The following is a 19,031-nucleotide window of genomic DNA, read 5'->3' as shown; positions in this document are numbered from 1 at the left end:
TTCGAAGGACCCGTTCATGTCTCGCACCATCGTCGACGTCCACGTCATCCAGACCGTCCCGCCCAGCAACATCAACCGTGACGACACCGGCAGCCCCAAGACCGCCGTCTACGGAGGTCGGCGGCGGGCGCGGGTGTCGAGCCAAGCTTGGAAGCGCGCCACACGGGACGCTTTCGAGCACCTTCTCGACCACGCCGAGCTGGGAGTGCGGACCAAGCGAGTGGTGGAGCTAGTGGGCGAGGAGATCGCCCGGCAGCAGCCGGCGCTGGCACAGCGGTCGGCGGAGCTGGCCGAGGCAGTGCTCACCGCCGCCGGCATCAAGATCAGCGCTGCGCGGAAGAAGGACGCGCTGCCCGAGTCGGGCTACCTGCTGTTCCTGAGCAACCGGCAGGTGCAGAGCCTGGCCGAGCTGGTGCTCCAGGCCGTCGAGGCGGCCGGTGAGGGCAAGTTGGAGATCAGCAAGTCGGAGGCGCGGGCACGGGCCGACCAGGCGCACTCGGTGGATGTGGCGCTGTTCGGGCGCATGGTCGCCGATGCCACCGACCTCAACGTCGACGCTGCCTGCCAGGTAGCCCACGCGCTGAGCGTGCACGCGGTGGACAACGAGTACGACTACTTCACCGCCGTGGACGACCACAAACGCGCCGACGAGGAGGAGGACGCCGGCGCGGGGATGATCGGCACGGTGGAGTTCAACTCCTCCACTCTTTACCGCTACGCCACCATCGACGTCGACCGGCTGCAGGACAACCTGGGGGATGTGGAGGTCACGCGGCGAGCGGTGGAGGCGTTCTTGCGGGCATTCGTCTCCAGTATGCCCACCGGCAAGCAGAACACCTTCGCCAACCGCACCCTGCCCGACGCGGTGCTGATCGTGGTCCGCCGGACCCAGTCGATCAACCTGGTCGGGGCGTTCGAGGAGGTCGTGCCCGACGACGCCGAGGGCGGTCGGGTGGTCATGGCCATCAGCCGGCTGGCCGAGCACGCTCGGGAGCTGCACGAGGCGTTCGACGAACAACCGGTCGACGCCTGGGTAGTCGGAGTGGGGGAGAAAAAGGTTTCCCCGCTGGCGGAACTGGCCCGGCGCACCACCTTCGACCCGGCCGTGCGCGAGGTGGGCGCCCTGGTGGCCCAGCAGTTGGCGGAGCGGGCGTGACCACCCTGTTGCTGCGGCTGAGCGCCCCGTTGCAGTCCTGGGGCACCAGCAGCCGCTTCACCCGCCGCAACACCGATCGCGCGCCCAGCCGCAGCGGTGTCCTCGGTCTGTTGGCCGCCGCCCAGGGCCGCCGCCGCACCGACCCGCTGGAGGAACTGCTCGATCTGCGCATCGGGGTGCGCATCGACCAGCCCGGACAGCTGGAGCGCGACTTCCACACCGCCCGCACCCGCGACGGGTCGACCTCCATGCCGCTGTCCTACCGCTTCTACCTGTCCGACGCCGTGTTCGCCGTGGCCGTCGAAGGCGAACCAGCGTTGTTGGAAAGCCTGCAGCAGGCACTGCGCACGCCGGTGTTCCCGCTGTTCCTCGGTCGCCGTTCCTGTCCACCGGCAGGCCGGTTGCTGCACGGACTGGCCGAGGGCACCGTACGGGAACGCCTGGAATCACACCCGTGGCTGGCCTCGCCCTGGGTGCAGCGTCGTCACCAAGCCCCGACCAAGGACCTCGACATCGTGGTCGACTGCCCGGCCGACGACCCCGAGGCCGAGTTGGTGCGTGACGAGCCGATCAGCTTCGACCCGCGCGAACGCCGCTACGGGTGGCGCTCGGTGCACCGCTACCCGGTCACGGTGCCCAACCCCGGCTACCGCGCACCGCAGGACGCGACCGCGCCGCCGGTCGCAGCGGATCCACTCGACCCGATGGCGGCCTTCGAGGGAATCGCCTGATGCACCTGACCCGCTTCGAGATCAACCCAGCCCGCCGTGACGCCCGCGCCCTGCTGGCCTCACCGCAGAAGCTGCACGCCGCGGTCATGGCCGCCTTCCCCACCACCGCCTCGACGGCAACCGCAGGGCGGGTGTTGTGGCGAGTGGACCGCCACCAGCACCAAGTCCTGCTCTACCTGGTCAGTCCCCACCGCCCGGACCTGACCCACCTGGTCGAGCAGGTCGGCTGGCCCACCACCGGCACCTGGGACACCCGCGACTACCGGCCCCTGCTCGACCACATCACCACCGGCCAGCAGTGGGCCTTCCGACTGCGCGCCAATCCCGTCAGCAATCGCCGCAAGAGCACCGACTCGACCCGGTCCCAGCGCTTCGGGCACGTCACCGTCGCTCAGCAGACCGACTGGCTGCTCACCCGCACCGAACGCCACGGCTTCACCGTGCCCCTCGGCGAGCACAAAGAACCCGACGTCGCCGTCCGCGGACGTGAGCAGGTCACGTTCAAGCGCCAGGCCGCCAACGTCACCTTGTCCACCGCGGTGTTCGAAGGACACCTGGAAGTCCTCGACGCCGACCTGCTGCGCGCCGCCCTGGTCAACGGCATCGGCCCCGCCAAGGGGTACGGCTGCGGCCTGCTCACCCTCGCCCCGGTCCGCCGTGCCTGACACACCTGTGCCCGAGACCACCGCGGCCGAGGTGCCCGTGTCCGAGGAGTTCCGTGCCTGACATCCCTGGCGCCAAACCGGTCCCGTTGTCCCAACTCGTCCGCGCCCAGGACCGCCTGTCATTCCTCTACCTGGAACACTGCGTGATCGGCCGCGATGACAACGCCATCACCGCCACCGACAAACGCGGCACCGTGCACGTCCCTGCCGCCACCCTCGGCGCGCTCCTGCTGGGCCCCGGGACCAACGTCAGCCAGCAGGCCATGGTGCTGCTGGCCGAAAGCGGCTCCACCGCCGTGTGGGTCGGTGAACACGGTGTGCGCTACTACGCCCACGGCCGCACCCTGGCCGCCTCCTCCCGACTGCTGGAAATCCAGGCCGGCCTCGTTTCGAGCACTCGTACCCGGTTGCGCGTGGCCCGCGAGATGTACGCGATGCGCTTCCCCGACGAGGACACCAGCACCCTGACCATGCAGCAGCTACGCGGACGTGAAGGCGCCCGCGTACGCCGCCTGTACCGCCAGCACGCCCAGCGCACCGGGGTCGAGTGGCAGCGGCGCGACTACGATCCCACCGACTTCGACTCCGGCACCGCGGTCAACAAAGCCCTGTCCGCGGCCAACACCAGCCTCTACGGCGTCGTGCACGCCGTCATCGTCGCCCTCGGCTGCGCGCCAGGACTGGGCTTCGTGCACACCGGGCACGTCAAGTCCTTCGTCTACGACATCGCCGACCTCTACAAAGCCGACGTCACCATCCCCATCGCCTTCGACGTCGCCGCTCGTGATGTCGCCGACATCGGCACCGAAACCCGCCGCGCCGTCCGCGATCGCATGCGCAACGGGGCCTTCCTCGACACCTGCGTCCGCGACATCAAAACTCTGCTGCGCGAAGACGACGGCCTGATCGAGTACGGCCCCGAAGCCTTCGAAGACCCCGACTTCGAAGCCCGCAACGTCGTCATGCTCTGGGACGACAAAGGCCGCGCCGTTGCAGGTGGCACCAGCTACGACGACTACGACCAGGACGACTTATGACCGTCATCGTCGTAGCGGCCTGCCCAGTCGGTCTGCGCGGTCACCTCACCCGCTGGCTGCTGGAGATCTCGCCCGGCGTCTTCGTCGGAAAGGTCACCAGCCGCGTCCGCGACCTCCTATGGGTCCGGGTGATCGAAATGGTCAAATCCGGACGGGCGATCATGGTCTTCCAGGCCCAGAACGAGCAAGGACTGGACTTCAAGGTCCACCACCACAACTGGAAACCCGTCGACTTCGACGGCATCCAACTCATGCTCCGCCCAGCAGATCCGGGAGACGCCGACGGCACAGCCCAGGCCACCGGTGGCCGCAACTGGAGCAACGCAGCCCGCCGACGCCGCTACGGCAAAAGATAACCGATCGCCAGCACCGGCAAAAATAAATTTGCAATCTATGGATATGTCGACTTTTCTTCACTCGCGAGAAGGAGGAGTTAGATAAACTCACCCTCCGTGATCCCTTCAGTTGAAGGCGCACCCGTGGAGCACGGGCAATTTCGCCACCATCCGATCGCAGAACGAGCACCAAGACGTGCTTTTCCAGCGATCAGATGACCCTCACCCGGCCAACCCTCAGCCACTCCGCCATGACAGACCTCCACAGGAGCAGGAGCGACCGGCCGCACTCGACGGCGCAGATATGCTTTTTCTTGCCCCGACGGTCACGAAACCGACGGAAGGTGAGGTACCCGATGGGGCTCACCGGGTACTGCATCAACGACCCAAAGACTCTGATCACGCAGAGACGCCCCTCAATCTCATTCGAGATCGCCTCCGCCAGGCACCACTACAGAAGACGAGCTTAGGCCGGCAGTCCGGCTACACACGCCCGGGACGTGCCCGCTCCTTGACTGCTGCGAACATCCTCCGTCCAGCCTGTCAGCACCACACCTACCTGAGCCATTAACGGAACGGTAATGAACCGAATGTAAAACACATGGTCACCCTGCAAACTGCCTGGTCAAGGAGTGTCTTCCCCGCGCGAGCGGGGGTGGTCCCGGGCGCTTGGGATCGCGACCGCGCGCAACGCGGTCTTCCCCGCGCGAGCGGGGGTGGTCCGGAGAACCGCTGACGACTGCTCCGATCGGGTAATGTCTTCCCCGCGCGAGCGGGGGTGGTCCGGGTATGTCGCGCTCTACAACGACGCCCTGACCGTCTTCCCCGCGCGAGCGGGGGTGGTCCCCCGAACAGCGACCGGAACCAACCCACGAGCGCGTCTTCCCCGCGCGAGCGGGGGTGGTCCGGGCGGGCCTGCTCAGCGCCAGTCGGACGAGGTCTTCCCCGCGCGAGCGGGGGTGGTCCCCCACGCTCCGCTGGATCGACTACCTGGGCCGGTCTTCCCCGCGCGAGCGGGGGTGGTCCCACGCAGACAGGCTCGCCGCCGGGTGTCACCCGGTCTTCCCCGCGCGAGCGGGGGTGGTCCGTCGGCCGAGGGGTAGAGCGTGCTCACCACGTTGTCTTCCCCGCGCGAGCGGGGGTGGTCCCCGGAGGCCCGAGGTGACCTTGCCCGCGACATCGTCTTCCCCGCGCGAGCGGGGGTGGTCCACCCCAGGTCACCAGGACGCTGGGGCTTCTGCGGTCTTCCCCGCGCGAGCGGGGGTGGTCCCAGGCCCGCGTCGCGCACCCGCGCCGGGTCGCGGTCTTCCCCGCGCGAACGGGGGTGGTCCCACGGCGGCCAGCAGCCGCAGCGCAACCACCTCGTCTTCCCTGCGCGAGCCGGGGTGGTCCCGCGGTCGGCCGCTGGTCGCTGACCACCAGGCTGTCTTCCCCGCGCGAGCGGGGGTGGTCCCTCCCCGGCGGAGGGGGTGAGCCCGACGTGCTGGTCTTCCCCGCACGAGCGGGGGTGGTCCGCACCGGCGCGACAACCCCGAGCAGAAGGCCGTGTCTTCCCCGCGCGAGCGGGGGTGGTCCCCCGGCGTCGTCCACCGCGACATCGCCGTTGATGTCTTCCCCGCGCGAGCGGGGGGTGGTCCGGCCCAGCCCGCCGACGCACTCGCCAGGCTGTTGTCTTCCCCGCGCGAGCGGGGGTGGTCCGGTCACCCGCGTCGGCGGCACCGACGACTTGGTGTCTTCCCCGCGCGAGCGGGGGCGGTCCCCGGCGCATCGGGACTTCTATGTCCGGCCTCGCGTCTTCCCCGCGCGAGCGGGGGTAGTCCCCGGTCGGAGCGCTGTCGGTGCCCACCGACGAGTCTTCCCCGCGCGAGCGGGGGTGGTCCCTGCGTCAGCCCCTACGGCAAGTGCGGCTCCTAGTCTTCCCCGCGCAAGCGGGGGTGGTCCCGCCGTCGCGGCCGCGCTGGCGAACTGCTCGTCGTCTTCCCCGCGCGAGCGGGGGTGGTCCGCCGCGCAGGTCGGGGGTGTCGGTGGTCATGGGGTCTTCCCCGCGCGAGCGGGGGTGGTCCTCGCCAGGTCCCTCATGCCGCCACTCCGGCACGTCTTCCCCGCGCGAGCGGGGGTGGTCCGACCCGCCGCACGTACGGCACCGTACGCACCCTGTCTTCCCCGCGCGAGCGGGGGTGGTCCGCTGCGCGCGCAGCGCGGCCCGGTGGCGGTGTTGTCTTCCCCGCGCGAGCGGGGGTGGTCCCCCGTCGGCCGCGTCCACGGCGGTCAAGGTCACGTCTTTCCCGCGCGAGCGGGGGTGGTCCGCTGAGCGACCCGCGGATCGCCCTGCCGGAGTCGTCTTCCCCGCGCGAGCGGGGGTGGTCCGCGGCGCTGGACGCCGACACCGTCACCGCGCTGGTCTTCCCCGCGCGAGTGGGGGTGGTCCGTGGTGCCACCGCCCGTCCAGGTGGTCCAGGCCGTCTTCCCCGCGCGAGCGGGGGTGGTCCGGACTTGGCGATGGCGAACTACGGCCACGCCGTGTCTTCCCCGCGCGAGCGGGGATGGTCCCGCCGCTGCGGAGCTGGCCGGCGAGCGCGGCGAGTCTTCCCTGCGCGAGCGGGGGTGGTCCCGCACCGTGCCGTCCGCGATGGCCAGCGCGATGGTCTTCCCCGCGCGAGCGAGGGTGGTCCCCGCCCAAGCGGGCCTTCGACTTCAGGCACGCCGTCTTCCCCGCGCGAGCGGGGGGTGGTCCCAGGTCGGGGCACAGCAGCTGAAGGTTGAGCTACCACCGCTCACGCCTGTGACCAGTCGTGCACTCCTTGCCATACTGGTCGAACTGACCACAGTCCAGGTCTTGGACGGGCCTCGCGAAGGGGGCGGCCGTGACTGCTGAAATCAGCCGAGACCCGTGGGCGACGCTGGATGGGCTGCTACGTATCGAGGTAGCCGAGGCGGTAGAGGACGGCATCGGGCCGATGGCCGGCTACGGCCGGTGCTCGACCGAGGACAACCAAGATCCGGAGACGTCACGCGGGTGGCAGTTCGGGAACGCCAGGAAGTTCGTGGAGCCGTTCGGTGGAGTGGTCACGGAGGAGTTCTTCGACGTGGGGCAGTCCCGGTCCGTGCCCTGGGACCGGCGGGAGGAGGCGTCGCGGTTGCTGGCGGCGTTGAAGAACCCGTATCGCGGGTGGAACGCCGTGGTCGTGGGCGAGGGAACCCGGTGCTGGTTCGGCAACCAGTTCTCCCTGATCGCACCCCGCTTCGCCGCGTACGGGGTGGATCTGTGGGTGCCGGAGCTGGGCGGGAAGTACGACCCGCGCAACCCGTCGCACAAGATGCTGATGAGCGTGCTCGGCGGCATGAGCGAGTCCGAGCGCCAGCACGTCCAGGCACGGGTCCGAGCGGCGATGGATGCCCAGGTGATCAACGAAGGGCGACACCAGGGCGGGCGCGCGCCGTACTGATCTTCAATTGTTGGGGTCAGGTTGGTTCGGGGGTGAGGGTCAGGCCGGTGTGGGCGAGGAATCCGTCGAGCAGGTCGGGCCGGTTCCGGATGAGGCGGAGTCGGCGGCGCACGATCGGGACCAGGTCGTTCAGACCGACGGGGGCGAGGTTGGCCAGACCGCGTTTGAGGTGTGACCACACCCCTTCCACCGGGTTGAGTTCCGGGGCGTAGGCGGGTAGTCGGATCACGTGCAGCCAGTCCCGGGCGGCGAGGGCGGGCCGTATCCGGGCGCTGATGTGCCGGTCGAGGTTGTCCCAGATCAGCACGATCGGGCCGCCCAGGCGACGGTGGGCGTCGTCCAGCAGCGCGAGGTAGTGCCGCTCGAGGAAGCTGCGCGGGGCCGGCGGGCTGCGGCGGCGGTGGTGCACGAGCACCCGGTGCAGCAGCCGGGTGCGTTCGCCGGGTTTGACGCAGAGCAGGCCGGCCACCGAGATCCGACCCTGGGAACCGGCCCAGTAGGGCAGGACCGGGGTGTGGCCGCGCCTTGCCCAGGTGCGGGCCTTGTGCGGGCGGGTGTTGCAGCCGGTCTCGTCCTCGAAGCACAACCAGGCGCCCAGGTCCGCGGCTAGGGTTTTCCCCGCGCCCACGACTCCCGCCGCCAGGCGGTGACCGCGGCCTCGTCACGGCGGTCGGCCCGCCGGGCCGGCACCTGGGGGCTGTAACCGATGCGGTGCAGCACCAGCGACATCCCGGCCGGGGTGTAGCGCACCGCGAACAACCGCGCGACCAGCTCCGCGACCCTGGCCAGGGTCCAGCGTCGATCCTCGGTGTACCCGTGGGCGGCCGGCCCCTGCTCCAGGGCCTGGACCAGCCGGTCGAGCCGGGCCCGGTCCAGACGGCAGTCCGGCCCGCCCGGCCCCCTGGAGCGCAGGGCCTGCCGGCCCCCGGCACGCCACAAACGCCGCCAGGCATAGGCGGACTTGGTCGACACCCGCAGACCACGAGCGACCTCGCAGGCGCCCACACCACGCTCGAACCAGTCGGCGGCCTGCATCCGCACCGCCTCACGTCGGGCCCGTTCCCGTCCGGTCAGGCCACCACCATCGGGATAGCGCATACCCCACGGGTACCCCCGGGACAGCCCCACCCACCGACACAAGCCACCACAGACCCCAACAATTGAAGATCAGTATGGCTACGAGACCGTGGAGCGACTTGCGCACTATCCACACGCTTCAAATTCGGAGCATCGGCATGATGTTGTCCTGGGGGTGTCCCATCAATCGCCTGATGGGACACCCCCAGGACAACCCCGACTGAGCTCTACCTGTAGCAACTGCGACAGCTAAAAATCTGGAACGTGTGAAATTTGAATCGCATACGCGCTTCGCCCGAAATCGATAAGTCAGAATGTGGGCCGTGAGAAATAGGACGGTACGCGGCCCTACAGTAATTTACTTCGACAAGGTGTCTACATTACCACCTAGTCATCAAGGATAAAAATTCATCAGCGGGAATTTCTTTAGTCGAAGATCCGATCCGGATGTAAAACTTCCCGTTATACGTCAATGGTGAACCGATTGACTTTGGGCGGAGTTCCCACAGAAGAAGTCCATCGCAGTAAACAGGCTTGAGCGACATCGCAAGACTGCGAGCGAAGTCGTTACTTACGGGAGCTGCCTCGATCTTCTGTTGCCAACGCCGCCACCATCTATCCACATCGTACCCTAAATACTCTATCTGCTCTTCCGTGCCGATGGCAATTCGGTTATTGATTGAAAGTGGCTTAATATTGAAAAACTTTGCCGCTCGCTCAGCATCTCCAGGCTTGTCGGCTATCCCCACCAGGATCAGACCTTCGGCCTGACGGTCATGGTTCGCCATAGCCACTGCTGTAGTGAGAACATCGTCGAATAGGGTTACGTCCTGAATAGGCGGATCGGAGAGAGTGCAAAAGCCCTGCTTCATTTCCACCAGAGGGTGTTCAAGGGAGTGTCCTTGAAGCAAGTTTTCTAGGTACATCCGTGAATTTAGTTCGATAAAGTTTTTCCTAGGCTCGCGGACGTAAAAAGCGCGACGAAGTGATTTTTGAGTTTGAGGATACAACTTCTCCTTGTCCTGTTTGCCCCAAGCGCTTCCGCCGGTGGGGATGGACAACCCTTTACTCCAGAAGTTGTCGAGAACGACTCGCACGGCTTCATGCGATTTAGGTGCCATGTTCTGTTTGAAAGTTAGCTCATACAGAGCGGAAAATATTGCTTGAAATTGCCTCCGGGTCCCCTTTTCATAAGTTTCCAGCTTGACCATGTGTCGCCCAAGCGATCCATGACCAGCCATCACCTCGTCGCACAACTTAATTATGGCGAGTATTTGCTGATGCAGCATTTCGGGGTTGGCGTTAGCAACCGCCTTATTTACATCTTCAAGCGAGGCGGTGTTGATCTTCCTAGGAAGGCCATACGCGACGTCACGATTTTGCCAACCTGTTGTTGGACGCTGTTCGAGAACAATGTCGAGAACTAGATCGAGAACAAGTTCTTCGTCGCTCGAGGCCCTAACATCTTCCTGAGCCAGAACGTCATGTCTTACCCAAAAAATATCATCAATCGATAATCCATACTGGAGTTCCTTGCGAGATATGCTAAGTTTCGGCATTTCACTAAACGCTACGATGTCCGAGAATGTGCCGTCACCTCTAATTGAGGCGCTGACTCTACGCACTAGATCCGGCAATGGCCCGGAAGAGCCGGCTTGCCTGATCTCATGCAGACTAAGCCTCCTGCCGCCACTGTTGATACGGCGAAATACCTCGTCAATAGACGATGTAGTCGCTTCACGGTAAATCGATACGGGAATTTGATAGTTGGCTATAGCCAGTGATGTTGAACGAGAGAGCTTTGGGCGTTTCTGCTTAATTCGACCTGAATCCAGACGGTCTTTAGTGTCTCCAATGGTCTCCAGATCAAAGTACTCACCATTGTAATCATACGCGTTCTCCATGAACGAGAAAAAAGCCTCTAGCCGTTGGAGCCCGTCGATGATTTCATATTTTCCGATAGTTCCGCGAGGGCGTTCTGCAATAAGCACCAAAGGAATCGGAAGTTTATTCACAACAGAGTCGATCAGCTTTTGCTTTTCATCAACGCTCCAGACGAGCTTACGTTGATATCTCCGATTTACCTGCAAATAGCCATTGAAGTAAAAGTTATACAGTGTTTGAAGCGTCTGCCCCTGGACAGACAGCTCTGAAGATTGCACGCTTCAGGTCTCCTATATTTCGCGGCGTTTAGCAGCAGATAGTGTACATGATCAGCACGTTGATAGCGACTGGCAGACCCCCTTCGGCGTGTCGCTCGCCGAATTCGTAGCCTGGCTTTGATCGACAGAGTAAGCGGCTGAAGTTCCCTACAACATTGGATTCCGGGCGACTGAATTGACCATCAGCCCTGTTGGTGGAGCTAATGCGCATGCCCCGAATCTTCACCAAACATTAAGGGATGACGAAAGTCATTTACGCAGCAGATTCTGAACTGCTTTAGCTATGCCGATGTCACCGCATGTCGCCTTGTGGCGTGTGCATGTCGTTCAGTCGATACGACGAACCAGTCAGTTTTGTCATCACGCATTTGGTTTGACTTAGGTGGCGGTGACGATGTGGAGTGCTCTGAGCGTTGACGTGAGTGGGATCGTGTTGTTCCTGGTCTGGTTGGTGCTGCCTCCGCTCTACGTCGTCGTCCTTGGTCGGCGGTATGTGCGTCAGTGCGTAGAGAGCGCTGCGGCGGCTGTTTGGGCGCGGGAGGAGCTTCGGGCCGCGCTTGAGGAGCTGCCGTCTGTTGGTCGGCATCGGTTGGAAGGGACGTGATGGGCATGGCGGCTGTGGCGGCTGTGGTGAACCCGGACGACGGCACGGAAAAGGAGCGGGTTGCGGAGCAGCGGCGGGCGGCGGGGTTGCTCAGCCCGGAGGCGTATGACGCGGTGGTGGTGGACATGGTCATGTTCGCCGCGCCCAACATGTTCGCCCTGGTCGAGCAGGAGGTGAACGACCCGGAGATCGCTCAGGTGGTGGGCTTCGGCATGGCGTTCGACGGCTGGGTCGAGGTGGTGTCGATCGACGGCAAGGCGCGTGGTCAGTACGCCACCCCTCAGGAAGCGTTGAAGCCCTACATCTCGTCGGAGGATGTGCAGGGGCGGATCGTGTGGGTGACGCCCGACCTGGTGTTGCAGAAGTTGCTTACGAAGTAGCGACCGCGCCCGACTGCTGAGGCGGGCGGGACGGGACGGCTGTGGGCCGCACATCCTCGTGATGTGCGGCCCACAGCCGTTTTGGCGTCTCTGGGACGGGTCGCCGGCCTACCTGTCCCCTGTCCCGGAATGGAGTTTGTGCAGGCTGCGGGGCTATGTGGGGTGTCCCGGACTTGAGGGCGCGTGGGACGGGGTCCGCGGGCTCGGGACAGGTTGGAGGTGCTGTCTTGGTCGTGGCTGCCTGTGGCGTGGGCTGGCCCGTGAGTCGGAATGAACGCTTGCTCGGCGCGTGTCAGACTGAAATCAAGGAGTAGTCAGCGCTTGGTCAGCTTGCTGATCTTCGAGTCAGCGACACGGAAGGACGCCGCTATGCGGACGCCTCGCACGGTGCTTGAGCAGAAGATCCGCGAACGACGGATGACCTTGGAGGAGTTCGCCGAGTACGCGGAGACGTTCGCGCGGGAGCGGGGCGAACCGGGGACGCTCGGGCTGCGGCACCTTCAGCGGTTGGTGGCCGGGCGGAAGTCGTCCGGTGAGCCGTTGGGGCCGGTGCGGCAGGTGACCGCTCGGCTCTTGGAGAGCATCTTCGAGGTGGGCATTGAGGAGCTGCTGTCGGTTCCTCCTGCGGACGAGGCGGCCGGCCTGGTGGCGAAGGCCGAACCGCCTGGCCGTGCCGAACTGGAGATGGCGGCGGCGCTGGAGTGGTTGGACGTGCGGGCCGGGTGGGCGGTTGGCACCGGTCGGAGCAAGGTTCGGGCGCGGCTGCGGGAGTTCGAGGCTGGCGCCCTACTCGATCAACGGGCTTGGCGGGCGAAGGTCGGACGTCGGCAGCTCGTGGGGGCGCTTGGCCGGTACTACGGCGATGGGGTGGACGGGCACGGGTTGTACCGGGCGCGTTATGGGAGTGAAGAGGTCGTGACGACGATCTTTGGGCAGGCTGGTTGGTGGGACGGGGTTTCCTCACTGGGTGGTGGCGGTGATCGGTTGGTGTTGAACACCAACGGGTTTGTACCGGGTGGGGTGTTGAGTGGTGGTGGAGCAGAGGCGGCGGTCTCGCGGCTTGCCGAATTCGCCGCGCTTGATGTGCGGGTTGCCAACCTTCCGCTGTACCGGCTGTTGGACGTGCGGGTTTCTGACGTGTTGGCGGGAACGGTGGGGTTGGTGCCGTTCGCCGAGTATGCGTTGACGGTTGATCTGCTTGAACGGGAGCTGGTCGACGCGGTGAGTCGTCGGCACGGTGGGTTGCCGTTGCGGGACGAGTACCTACCGGATCTCGGGGCGGTGCTCAACCTGCCTGGGCGGGTGTGTGCGGGTGGGGTGGTGGCGTTGTGCGCGATCGCTCGGCCTAGGGACCGGTTCCGCGGAGAGCCCGACTTCGCATTGTTGGTGCAGGAGCGGTCCGGGAGCGTGCTGAACGCTGCGGGGCGGCTTGCTGTCATCCCGAAGGGGTTCCACCAGCCGCTCAACGACGTGCAGGGGGATGTGGCGCTTGGAGCCACGTTGCGCAGGGAGCTGGAAGAGGAGCTGTTCGGGCGGGCCGAGGTGGACACGACGGTCGGGGGAAGTCGTGCGGCTGCGCCGATGCACCCTGGGCGGTGGTCCGAGCCGATGAAGTGGCTTGCGGCGGAGCCTGGGCGGATGCGGGTGGAGCGCACAGGGTTCGGGTTCAACCTGGTGAGTGGCAACTACGAGGTTGCCGGCCTCGTGGTTGTCGAGGACGAGGAATTCTGGCCGCGGTTCGGTGGGCAGGTCGAGGCGAACTGGGAAGCGGCTGGTTTGCAGCTGTATTCGAGCCTCGATGGTGAGCTGATCGGCGACCTGGTGGCGCGCGAGTCCTGGAGCAACGAAGGGTTGTTCGCGTTGCTCCAAGGACTGCGGCGGCTTCGGGAGATCGGCGGGAAGCGGGTGGACCTTCCTGCCGTTGAGCTGTCAGGTCTGTGACGGCCAGCGGACGGTCATGACCGTGGAGTCCGCCAAGGCTTCCCACGAGTGGTCAACGCCCGGACCCCACATGATGTAGTCACCGGGGCGGGTCATGGTGGAGTTGCCTTCGGTGGTGTCCACGCGGAAGTGACCCTGGACGAGGAAGACCAGGGTCGTGCGCTGGTCGTCGGCCGTCCAGTCGGGGCGCTTGTCGCCGGCGGGGTGGTTCGCCCACTTGACCTCAACGTCCTTCTGGGAGCGGACGCCCTGGGAAGGGTCGATGAAGTGGCCGACCAGCCAGCCCCGTGTTCCGCTGGTGTCCTCGTTGGCGTTTCCGGCCTGCCAGTTGGCGGTCACTTGATCTCCCATTCGACGGTTGGCAGGTTGATGCGGTCCCCACCGATTTCCTGTAGGCGGCGGAGACCTTGAAGGAGCGCGAACAGCCCTTCGTTGCTCCACGCTACATCGTTGGCCAGTTCTTCCAGCAGCTCCGCGTCGAGGCTGGAATACTGGCGCAGGTTCGAGGACTCCCAATTGGCACGTACCTGGCCGCCGTAGCGGGTCCAGAATTCCTCGTCTTCGATGACGATCAGGCTGGCGAACTCGAAGTTGCCGCTCACCAGGTTGAGACCGAAGCCGGTGCACTCCATGCGCAGGCGGCCGGGTTCGGCCGTGAGCCAGCGCATCGGATCGGACAGGCGGCTGGGGTGCATCGGGTCCGCGTGGCGCTGCTCCCCCACCGTGTTGTCGATGTCCTCGCGGCCGAACAGCTCCTCTTCCATCTCCCGGCGGAGCGTCGCGCCGATCTGGGCGTCGGCGCGGAAGTCCGTCAGCGGTTGGTGGAAGCCCTTCGGGATCACGGCCAGCCGGCGCGCGGCGTTGATGACGTGGCCTGAGCGTTCCTGGACCAGTAGGAGGTAGTCCGGTCCCCCTCGGAAGGGGTCCGCGGGGCGCGCAATCGCCGTTAGGGCGAGGGCGCCACCGGCGCACATGCGGTTCGACACGTCGAGCGCGGTGGACAGGTCCGGGAGGTAGGCGTCTCGGAGGGGCAGCGTTCCGCAGGTGGTCGGTTGGCCGGTGGTGAGCGCGTCGACCAGCTCTCCTTCGAGCAGGTCCATCGTCACCGCGTACCCCACAAAGCTCGTCACCCCAACGGAACCCGCGATGGAGCGCTTGCGCACGTCCACGTCGAGCAGCCGGAACAGGGGCATGTTGACCATGCGGTTGCCCAGTGCCAGCGCTTCGGCCAACCGCTGAGCGGCACGCCCGGCGGTCTCCTCGTCCATCGTCAGGTCATCGCCGGGAGTTACGCCCGTGAGCCTGAGACGGTCGTTACTGGGGAGCAGCGGGCAGTCGAGGTCGAGCCAGTCCGGGCGGGTCAGGACCGTGGTGGACGCTTCCACCGTGCCGAATCGGGCCGTGTAGCGGCCGTGCGCGTCGGGGGGCTCGCCGTAGTACGCGGAGAGTGCTCGGGCTGTGTCGCGTTGGTTGACCCTGCCGCGCCGGACGCCCCGATCGTGCAGCGCTGGGACGTCCAGGCGCACGAGGCGCGCGGCGACTTCCCGGCGGGCGGTTCCTGGTTGCCAGTTGGCGTGCTCGTCCAGCCAGTCCAGCGCGGCGACGATGGTCGGGTCCGCGCTGAGGCGGATCTCCGCGTCGGCCGCCGCGCCTTCCGGGAGGTCGAGGGGTGACTCGTTGATGAGCGCGGCGAACCTGTCCTTGACCGCTGGTGCCGCTCGGTCCAGCGCAGTGTCCAGGAGCTGCTGCATCTCCGACTTCGGTCGGAGGTCCGGCTTCTGGTGCCAGGACGCGACCGTGCGAACACCGACGCCCAGGTGTTCGGCGAACGCTTCATGGGTGAGGCGCAGGGCGGCTTGGAGCGCGGACGCGGTGCGGCCGGTCCAGCCGTCGTTCAGGTTCATCTCGTCGCTACCTCCGCACGCGATATGCAGTGAACCTGCACTGGTTGTGCATCGGTGATGCATGGGTTGTCACCGCTAATCGCAGTGGAATTAGCGGCATGGGAAACAAGCGGTCCAACCAGCGGAAATGCATCGGCCTACCGGCGTTCGCGGATGTGGTCGAGCACGGTTGCCAGGCCCGACTTGAGGTCGTCCAGGCGCTCGGTGATCTCGCTCAGGCGCTGTTCGACACTGTCCAAACGGGACCAGAGGCTGTCGGCCGGGTCGGTCACCGGCTCGTCGGCTTCCGGTGGCTTTCGGTTGTGCAACACGGCATCGAGGTGTTGCGGGTGCCAGCCGAGCGCGGTGGACAGCGACTCCAAGGTTCGCGGGCTGCGACGGCGCTCGACCGTGTGGTGCTGCACTTCGCGGACGATGGCCTGGGAGACGTGCGAGCGTTCCGCAAGCTCCCTCTGACGCCAGCCAAGCTCGTTCACCCGCTGGTTGATGGCCTTGGCGACTGCCGCCCAGTCCTCCGACACGTATTCCTCCGCGCTCCGCCTCAGCGCCGAGATTAGCCGCTTTGCGCTGGTGCGTGGCGCGTACACGCAACGCGGGATCAAACCTGTCTTTGCGTGAGCTGAAATCAGCATATTAGAGCTGAAATCATTAGGAATTCGTGTCGAAGGGCTTTTCTTATGCGTACTTCTTGGGGCTACACCGTTCGTCAGGCCGCTTGGCTGCTCGGTGTCGAGCCGGCCACCGTTCACCGGGCCATCCGCGTCGGGACGTTGCCGCTGGTGTGCCGGCGCGGCCGGTACGTCGTTCCGGCTCGCGCGCTGGTCCGGCTGCTCGGCGAACCCCGCACCGGGGGCGCGCCGTGAACCTGGTGTTGATCGCTTGGGTGCTTGATCGGCTGCGGTGGGTGCCTACCGCTGTGCTTGCCGTGGTGGTCGAGCGTGACGGCTCGTGCATGTGGTCGTCCGCCGGGCCTCCCCCGTGGGCCGATGACGAGATGACCGACCGGGAGTTGGCCGCGCGGATGTGCGCGGGGTGCTCGGTGCGGGACGAGTGCTTGGAGCTGGAGTTGCGCACGGCCGGCGCGGACACCGTTGGGGTGTGGGGCGGGCTGTCGGCGGATGACCGGCGGGCGCTGTACCCGCACTGGTTGCAACGCGGTGAACGGGTCGAGAGGGGGCCGCGTTCATGAACGCTCTCGGTTTTACTCCGACTCAGCTCATGGTCGGTGCGGGTGTGCTCTTGATGCTGCTGTGGGTGTGGCGTGCAGGCGCTCGGCGAGGGAAGGCGAAGGCCGGCGCTGCGCGGGGTGGTGGGCTGGTGTCGTTGGCCGGTCGGGTGGTGCTCAACGCGGCGTTGATCGTCGGTGTTCAGTGGGTGCTGATCACGTACCGGGCGGACGGGTGGCTGCTCCTGGCCGTGTTGGTCGGGCCGGCGCTGTTCGCGTCGTACTCGCTGACTCGGGCGCTGACGGTGTACGAACCGCGTCGGCGGGGCCGGTCATGAACGGAGAGCTGGTGCCGGCTGAGCCGGTGTACGAGGGCGAGCTTGTTGCCGAGCGGGTGGGGTTGGTTCGGCGGGTCGAGGCTCGTTGGCGGCGGTCGCGGGGTGTGCCGCGTGGGTCGAAGTGGTGGGCGCTTCGGGGTGCGGTTGCGTGGCTGGTTCGGTCGCCGGCGCGGTTGAGTGGTGCGGTTGTCCGGGGTCTGGTGGTTGCCGCTCGGGCTTGGCGTCGGTGGGTTCGGGTGCGGGACTACCGGGAGGCTGCCGAGCAGTCGGAGAAGTTGGCGGACAAGTTCGTGGAGATCCGTGCGCTGACGTTGTTCCGGTGGAAGGTGACTGGCGCCGTTCTTGGTGGCATGGCGGCTGCTCTGGCGGTGTTGCACGTGCTGTACGGCGCGCTTGCGTTGTGGGGCGCGGGTGCTGTGGCGGCGGTGGTGTTGGCGGTAGCGGGCAGGCGCAAGGACGGGTCTCCGGGGCGGAAGGCTGTGCTTGCCGGTCCTCGCACGCTGACGTGGACGATGGACGCGCAGGTGTTGGTGGATGCGTTCCGGGACGCGAAGCTCATCGGCAAGGACGAGTCCTTGCGCCTGGTCGAGCGGGCTCAACGGGTGGGTGACGGGTGGGCGGTCACGGTCGACCTGCCGGCTACCCGCAAGGCGGCCGATGTGATCAGGAACCGGGACGCGCTGGCTTCGGCTCTGGCGGTGGATGAGGTCCAACTCATCGTGGAGCGGGTGCGTGGCCGGGGTGGGCACGCCGGGCGGGTGTTCTTCTGGGTGGCGGATGAGGACCCGTACGCGGGTCCGCCCGTCCGGACGCCGTTGCTGGACGTGGAGCGGTGGGACGCGTGGCGGCCGGTGCCGTTCGGGCGTGACGCTCGGGGGCGGCGGGTTGATCTGCCGTTGGTGTGGACGTCGCTGCTCGTTGGGGCGATCCCTCGGCAGGGCAAGACGTTCGCTGCTCGGCTTGCCGCCGCTGGGTTGGTGCTGGACCCGTACGCGCGGCTGTACGTGTTCGACGGCAAGGGCGGTAAGGACTGGGACGCTGTCGAACAGCTTGCGTACCGGTACGTGTGCGGGGATGAGCTGCACCATGCCTACGCCGTGCGTGATCACCTCGTTGGGTTGGTGGCTGAGGTGCAGTCCCGGTATGCCCGGATGGCCACAGTGGACGACGAGGTGTGCCCGGAATCCAAGATCACTCCAGCTCTCTCGCGGGACGTTGACCTGGGGATGCCGATCACGGCGGTGGTCATCGATGAGGTTCAGGTCTACCTGGAGAACCCGACGCGGGAGCAGGTCGGCGGGAGGAAGACCACGCTCGGCGCGTATATCGCCGATCTGTTGACCTACCTCGTGCGCAAGGGTCCGGCGGCCGGGGTGGTGGTCATCCTGGCGACCCAGCGGCCGGACTCCAACACGATCCCGTCGCGGTTGCGGGCGGTGTTGGGGTCGCGGTTCGCCCTGCGGGTGATGGACTGGCGGGACTCCAACATCGTCCTCGGCGAGCAGATGAACACCCGCGGGTTCGACGCTTCCACCTTGCTGCCCAGTCACAAGGGCGTCGGCATCCTGCGACCGGACGGGGAGACCGACGCCGGGGCCGATCTGGTCGCCATGACCGTGCGGACGTACTACATGCCGAACACCGACTGGCGGGTGATCTGCGACCGGGGCCGCGCGCTGCGGGAGGCCGCCGGGACGCTGGCCGGTCATGCCATCGGCGACGACACCGCCCGACCGGTCGACTCCTCCGCCGTGGTCCAGGTGCTCGGGAGCGAAACGGCGGACGGGTGGGCGGCCGAGCTACCCGAACCGTTGGCGTCGGTCGTGGACTACCTCGGGGACGGGCTGGACGAACGGGAGTTCGTGCCCACCGCCGAGCTGATCGAGGCGCTGGAGGTCGAGGCCACCGCGTTCGGCCGGGACATGAGCGAGCTGGGGTGCCGGCCGGTGCGGCGGTACGTGCCCGATGGGGATGGCGTGCGGCGGGTGCGTGGCTACCTCACGGCAGACATCCGTGCGGCGGTAGAGCACACCAACTCTGATGAAATCGGCTTGCCAGAGGAGAGACGGCCGTGAGCAGGGACGATGAGG

At 66.4% G+C, this 19,031-nt stretch carries 18 protein-coding genes and 1 CRISPR repeat array; of the genes, 12 read left to right on the top strand and 6 right to left on the bottom strand.

Annotated features, from left to right (window positions below; all coding sequences use genetic code 11):
- Positions 1-16 precede the first annotated feature (16 nt).
- The 6 genes from cas7e to JOE68_RS26180 all read left to right on the top strand — a co-directional run bounded on the left by cas7e (position 17) and on the right by JOE68_RS26180 (position 7,370).
- Complete coding sequence (gene cas7e / locus JOE68_RS26205; protein ID WP_204844940.1) at positions 17-1,156, top strand: type I-E CRISPR-associated protein Cas7/Cse4/CasC; 1,140 nt, start codon at positions 17-19, stop codon at positions 1,154-1,156.
- Positions 1,153-1,887 (top strand): type I-E CRISPR-associated protein Cas5/CasD, encoded by a 735-nt coding sequence (cas5e, locus tag JOE68_RS26200; protein WP_204844939.1) that lies wholly within the window; start codon positions 1,153-1,155, stop codon positions 1,885-1,887. Before cas7e ends, cas5e begins: the two co-directional genes overlap by 4 nt.
- On the top strand, positions 1,887-2,552 hold the full coding sequence (cas6e, locus tag JOE68_RS26195; protein WP_204844938.1) for a type I-E CRISPR-associated protein Cas6/Cse3/CasE: 666 nt from the start codon (positions 1,887-1,889) through the stop codon (positions 2,550-2,552). Before cas5e ends, cas6e begins: the two co-directional genes overlap by 1 nt.
- 53 nt (positions 2,553-2,605) lie before the next feature.
- Positions 2,606-3,589, top strand: a complete 984-nt coding sequence (gene cas1e / locus JOE68_RS26190; protein ID WP_204844937.1) for a type I-E CRISPR-associated endonuclease Cas1e — start codon at positions 2,606-2,608, stop codon at positions 3,587-3,589.
- On the top strand, positions 3,586-3,945 hold the full coding sequence (cas2e, locus tag JOE68_RS26185) for a type I-E CRISPR-associated endoribonuclease Cas2e (RefSeq protein ID WP_204844936.1): 360 nt from the start codon (positions 3,586-3,588) through the stop codon (positions 3,943-3,945). Before cas1e ends, cas2e begins: the two co-directional genes overlap by 4 nt.
- A 613-nt stretch (positions 3,946-4,558) precedes the next feature.
- Positions 4,559-6,657: direct repeats of the CRISPR family, unit length 28 nt; unit sequence GTCTTCCCCGCGCGAGCGGGGGTGGTCC.
- A gap of 131 nt (positions 6,658-6,788) precedes the next feature.
- Entirely contained in the window at positions 6,789-7,370 is a 582-nt protein-coding gene (locus tag JOE68_RS26180) for a recombinase family protein (protein WP_307819907.1), read from the top strand.
- Between the two features lie 16 nt (positions 7,371-7,386).
- Here the strand turns inward: JOE68_RS26180 and JOE68_RS26175 are convergent, their stop codons facing one another.
- The 3 genes from JOE68_RS26175 to JOE68_RS26165 all read right to left on the bottom strand — a co-directional run bounded on the left by JOE68_RS26175 (position 7,387) and on the right by JOE68_RS26165 (position 10,609).
- On the bottom strand, positions 7,387-7,998 hold the full coding sequence (locus JOE68_RS26175; protein WP_307819415.1) for a transposase: 612 nt from the start codon (positions 7,996-7,998) through the stop codon (positions 7,387-7,389).
- Entirely contained in the window at positions 7,977-8,468 is a 492-nt protein-coding gene (locus JOE68_RS26170) for a winged helix-turn-helix domain-containing protein (RefSeq protein ID WP_204840485.1), read from the bottom strand. Before JOE68_RS26170 ends, JOE68_RS26175 begins: the two co-directional genes overlap by 22 nt.
- A gap of 359 nt (positions 8,469-8,827) precedes the next feature.
- Positions 8,828-10,609, bottom strand: coding sequence for a GmrSD restriction endonuclease domain-containing protein (locus JOE68_RS26165; RefSeq protein ID WP_204844935.1), 1,782 nt, complete (start codon positions 10,607-10,609; stop codon positions 8,828-8,830).
- Between the two features lie 600 nt (positions 10,610-11,209).
- On the opposite strand from JOE68_RS26165, the gene JOE68_RS26160 reads away from it, so the two are divergent.
- Positions 11,210-11,593 (top strand): hypothetical protein, encoded by a 384-nt coding sequence (locus JOE68_RS26160; RefSeq protein ID WP_204844934.1) that lies wholly within the window; start codon positions 11,210-11,212, stop codon positions 11,591-11,593.
- Between the two features lie 321 nt (positions 11,594-11,914).
- Positions 11,915-13,534 (top strand): transcriptional regulator, encoded by a 1,620-nt coding sequence (locus JOE68_RS26155; protein WP_239562358.1) that lies wholly within the window; start codon positions 11,915-11,917, stop codon positions 13,532-13,534.
- Here the strand turns inward: JOE68_RS26155 and JOE68_RS26150 are convergent.
- The 3 genes from JOE68_RS26150 to JOE68_RS26140 all read right to left on the bottom strand — a co-directional run bounded on the left by JOE68_RS26150 (position 13,523) and on the right by JOE68_RS26140 (position 15,959).
- Complete coding sequence (locus tag JOE68_RS26150) at positions 13,523-13,873, bottom strand: signal peptidase I (RefSeq protein WP_307819906.1); 351 nt, start codon at positions 13,871-13,873, stop codon at positions 13,523-13,525. The two genes, JOE68_RS26155 and JOE68_RS26150, sit on opposite strands and share 12 nt — an antisense overlap.
- On the bottom strand, positions 13,870-15,438 hold the full coding sequence (locus JOE68_RS26145; protein WP_204844932.1) for a helix-turn-helix domain-containing protein: 1,569 nt from the start codon (positions 15,436-15,438) through the stop codon (positions 13,870-13,872). Before JOE68_RS26145 ends, JOE68_RS26150 begins: the two co-directional genes overlap by 4 nt.
- Before the next feature lie 137 nt (positions 15,439-15,575).
- Positions 15,576-15,959 carry a helix-turn-helix domain-containing protein gene (locus JOE68_RS26140; RefSeq protein WP_204844931.1) on the bottom strand — a complete coding sequence of 128 codons (384 nt, stop codon included), beginning with the start codon at positions 15,957-15,959 and terminating at the stop codon, positions 15,576-15,578.
- Positions 15,960-16,115: 156 nt separating this feature from the next.
- Between JOE68_RS26140 and JOE68_RS26135 the strand changes: the two genes are divergently transcribed.
- The 4 genes from JOE68_RS26135 to JOE68_RS26120 all read left to right on the top strand — a co-directional run bounded on the left by JOE68_RS26135 (position 16,116) and on the right by JOE68_RS26120 (position 19,016).
- Positions 16,116-16,301 (top strand): helix-turn-helix domain-containing protein, encoded by a 186-nt coding sequence (locus JOE68_RS26135; RefSeq protein ID WP_204844930.1) that lies wholly within the window; start codon positions 16,116-16,118, stop codon positions 16,299-16,301.
- Between the two features lie 65 nt (positions 16,302-16,366).
- A complete protein-coding gene (locus tag JOE68_RS26130; RefSeq protein WP_307819905.1) occupies positions 16,367-16,627 on the top strand; it encodes a WhiB family transcriptional regulator in 261 nt (86 codons plus the stop codon).
- Between the two features lie 128 nt (positions 16,628-16,755).
- The gene (locus JOE68_RS32480; protein WP_346038683.1) at positions 16,756-16,941 is read left to right on the top strand and encodes a hypothetical protein; all 186 of its coding nucleotides are present in this window, start codon (positions 16,756-16,758) and stop codon (positions 16,939-16,941) included.
- Positions 16,938-19,016, top strand: coding sequence for a cell division protein FtsK (locus JOE68_RS26120; protein WP_204844928.1), 2,079 nt, complete (start codon positions 16,938-16,940; stop codon positions 19,014-19,016). Before JOE68_RS32480 ends, JOE68_RS26120 begins: the two co-directional genes overlap by 4 nt.
- The last annotated feature ends 15 nt before the right edge of the window (positions 19,017-19,031 follow it).

Origin of the sequence: Saccharothrix algeriensis (assembly GCF_016907655.1) — a bacterium.
Lineage (GTDB): Bacteria > Actinomycetota > Actinomycetes > Mycobacteriales > Pseudonocardiaceae > Actinosynnema > Actinosynnema algeriense.
Note: the sequence above shows the minus strand (reverse complement) of the source record. Positions and strands in the feature narration are given on the sequence as shown.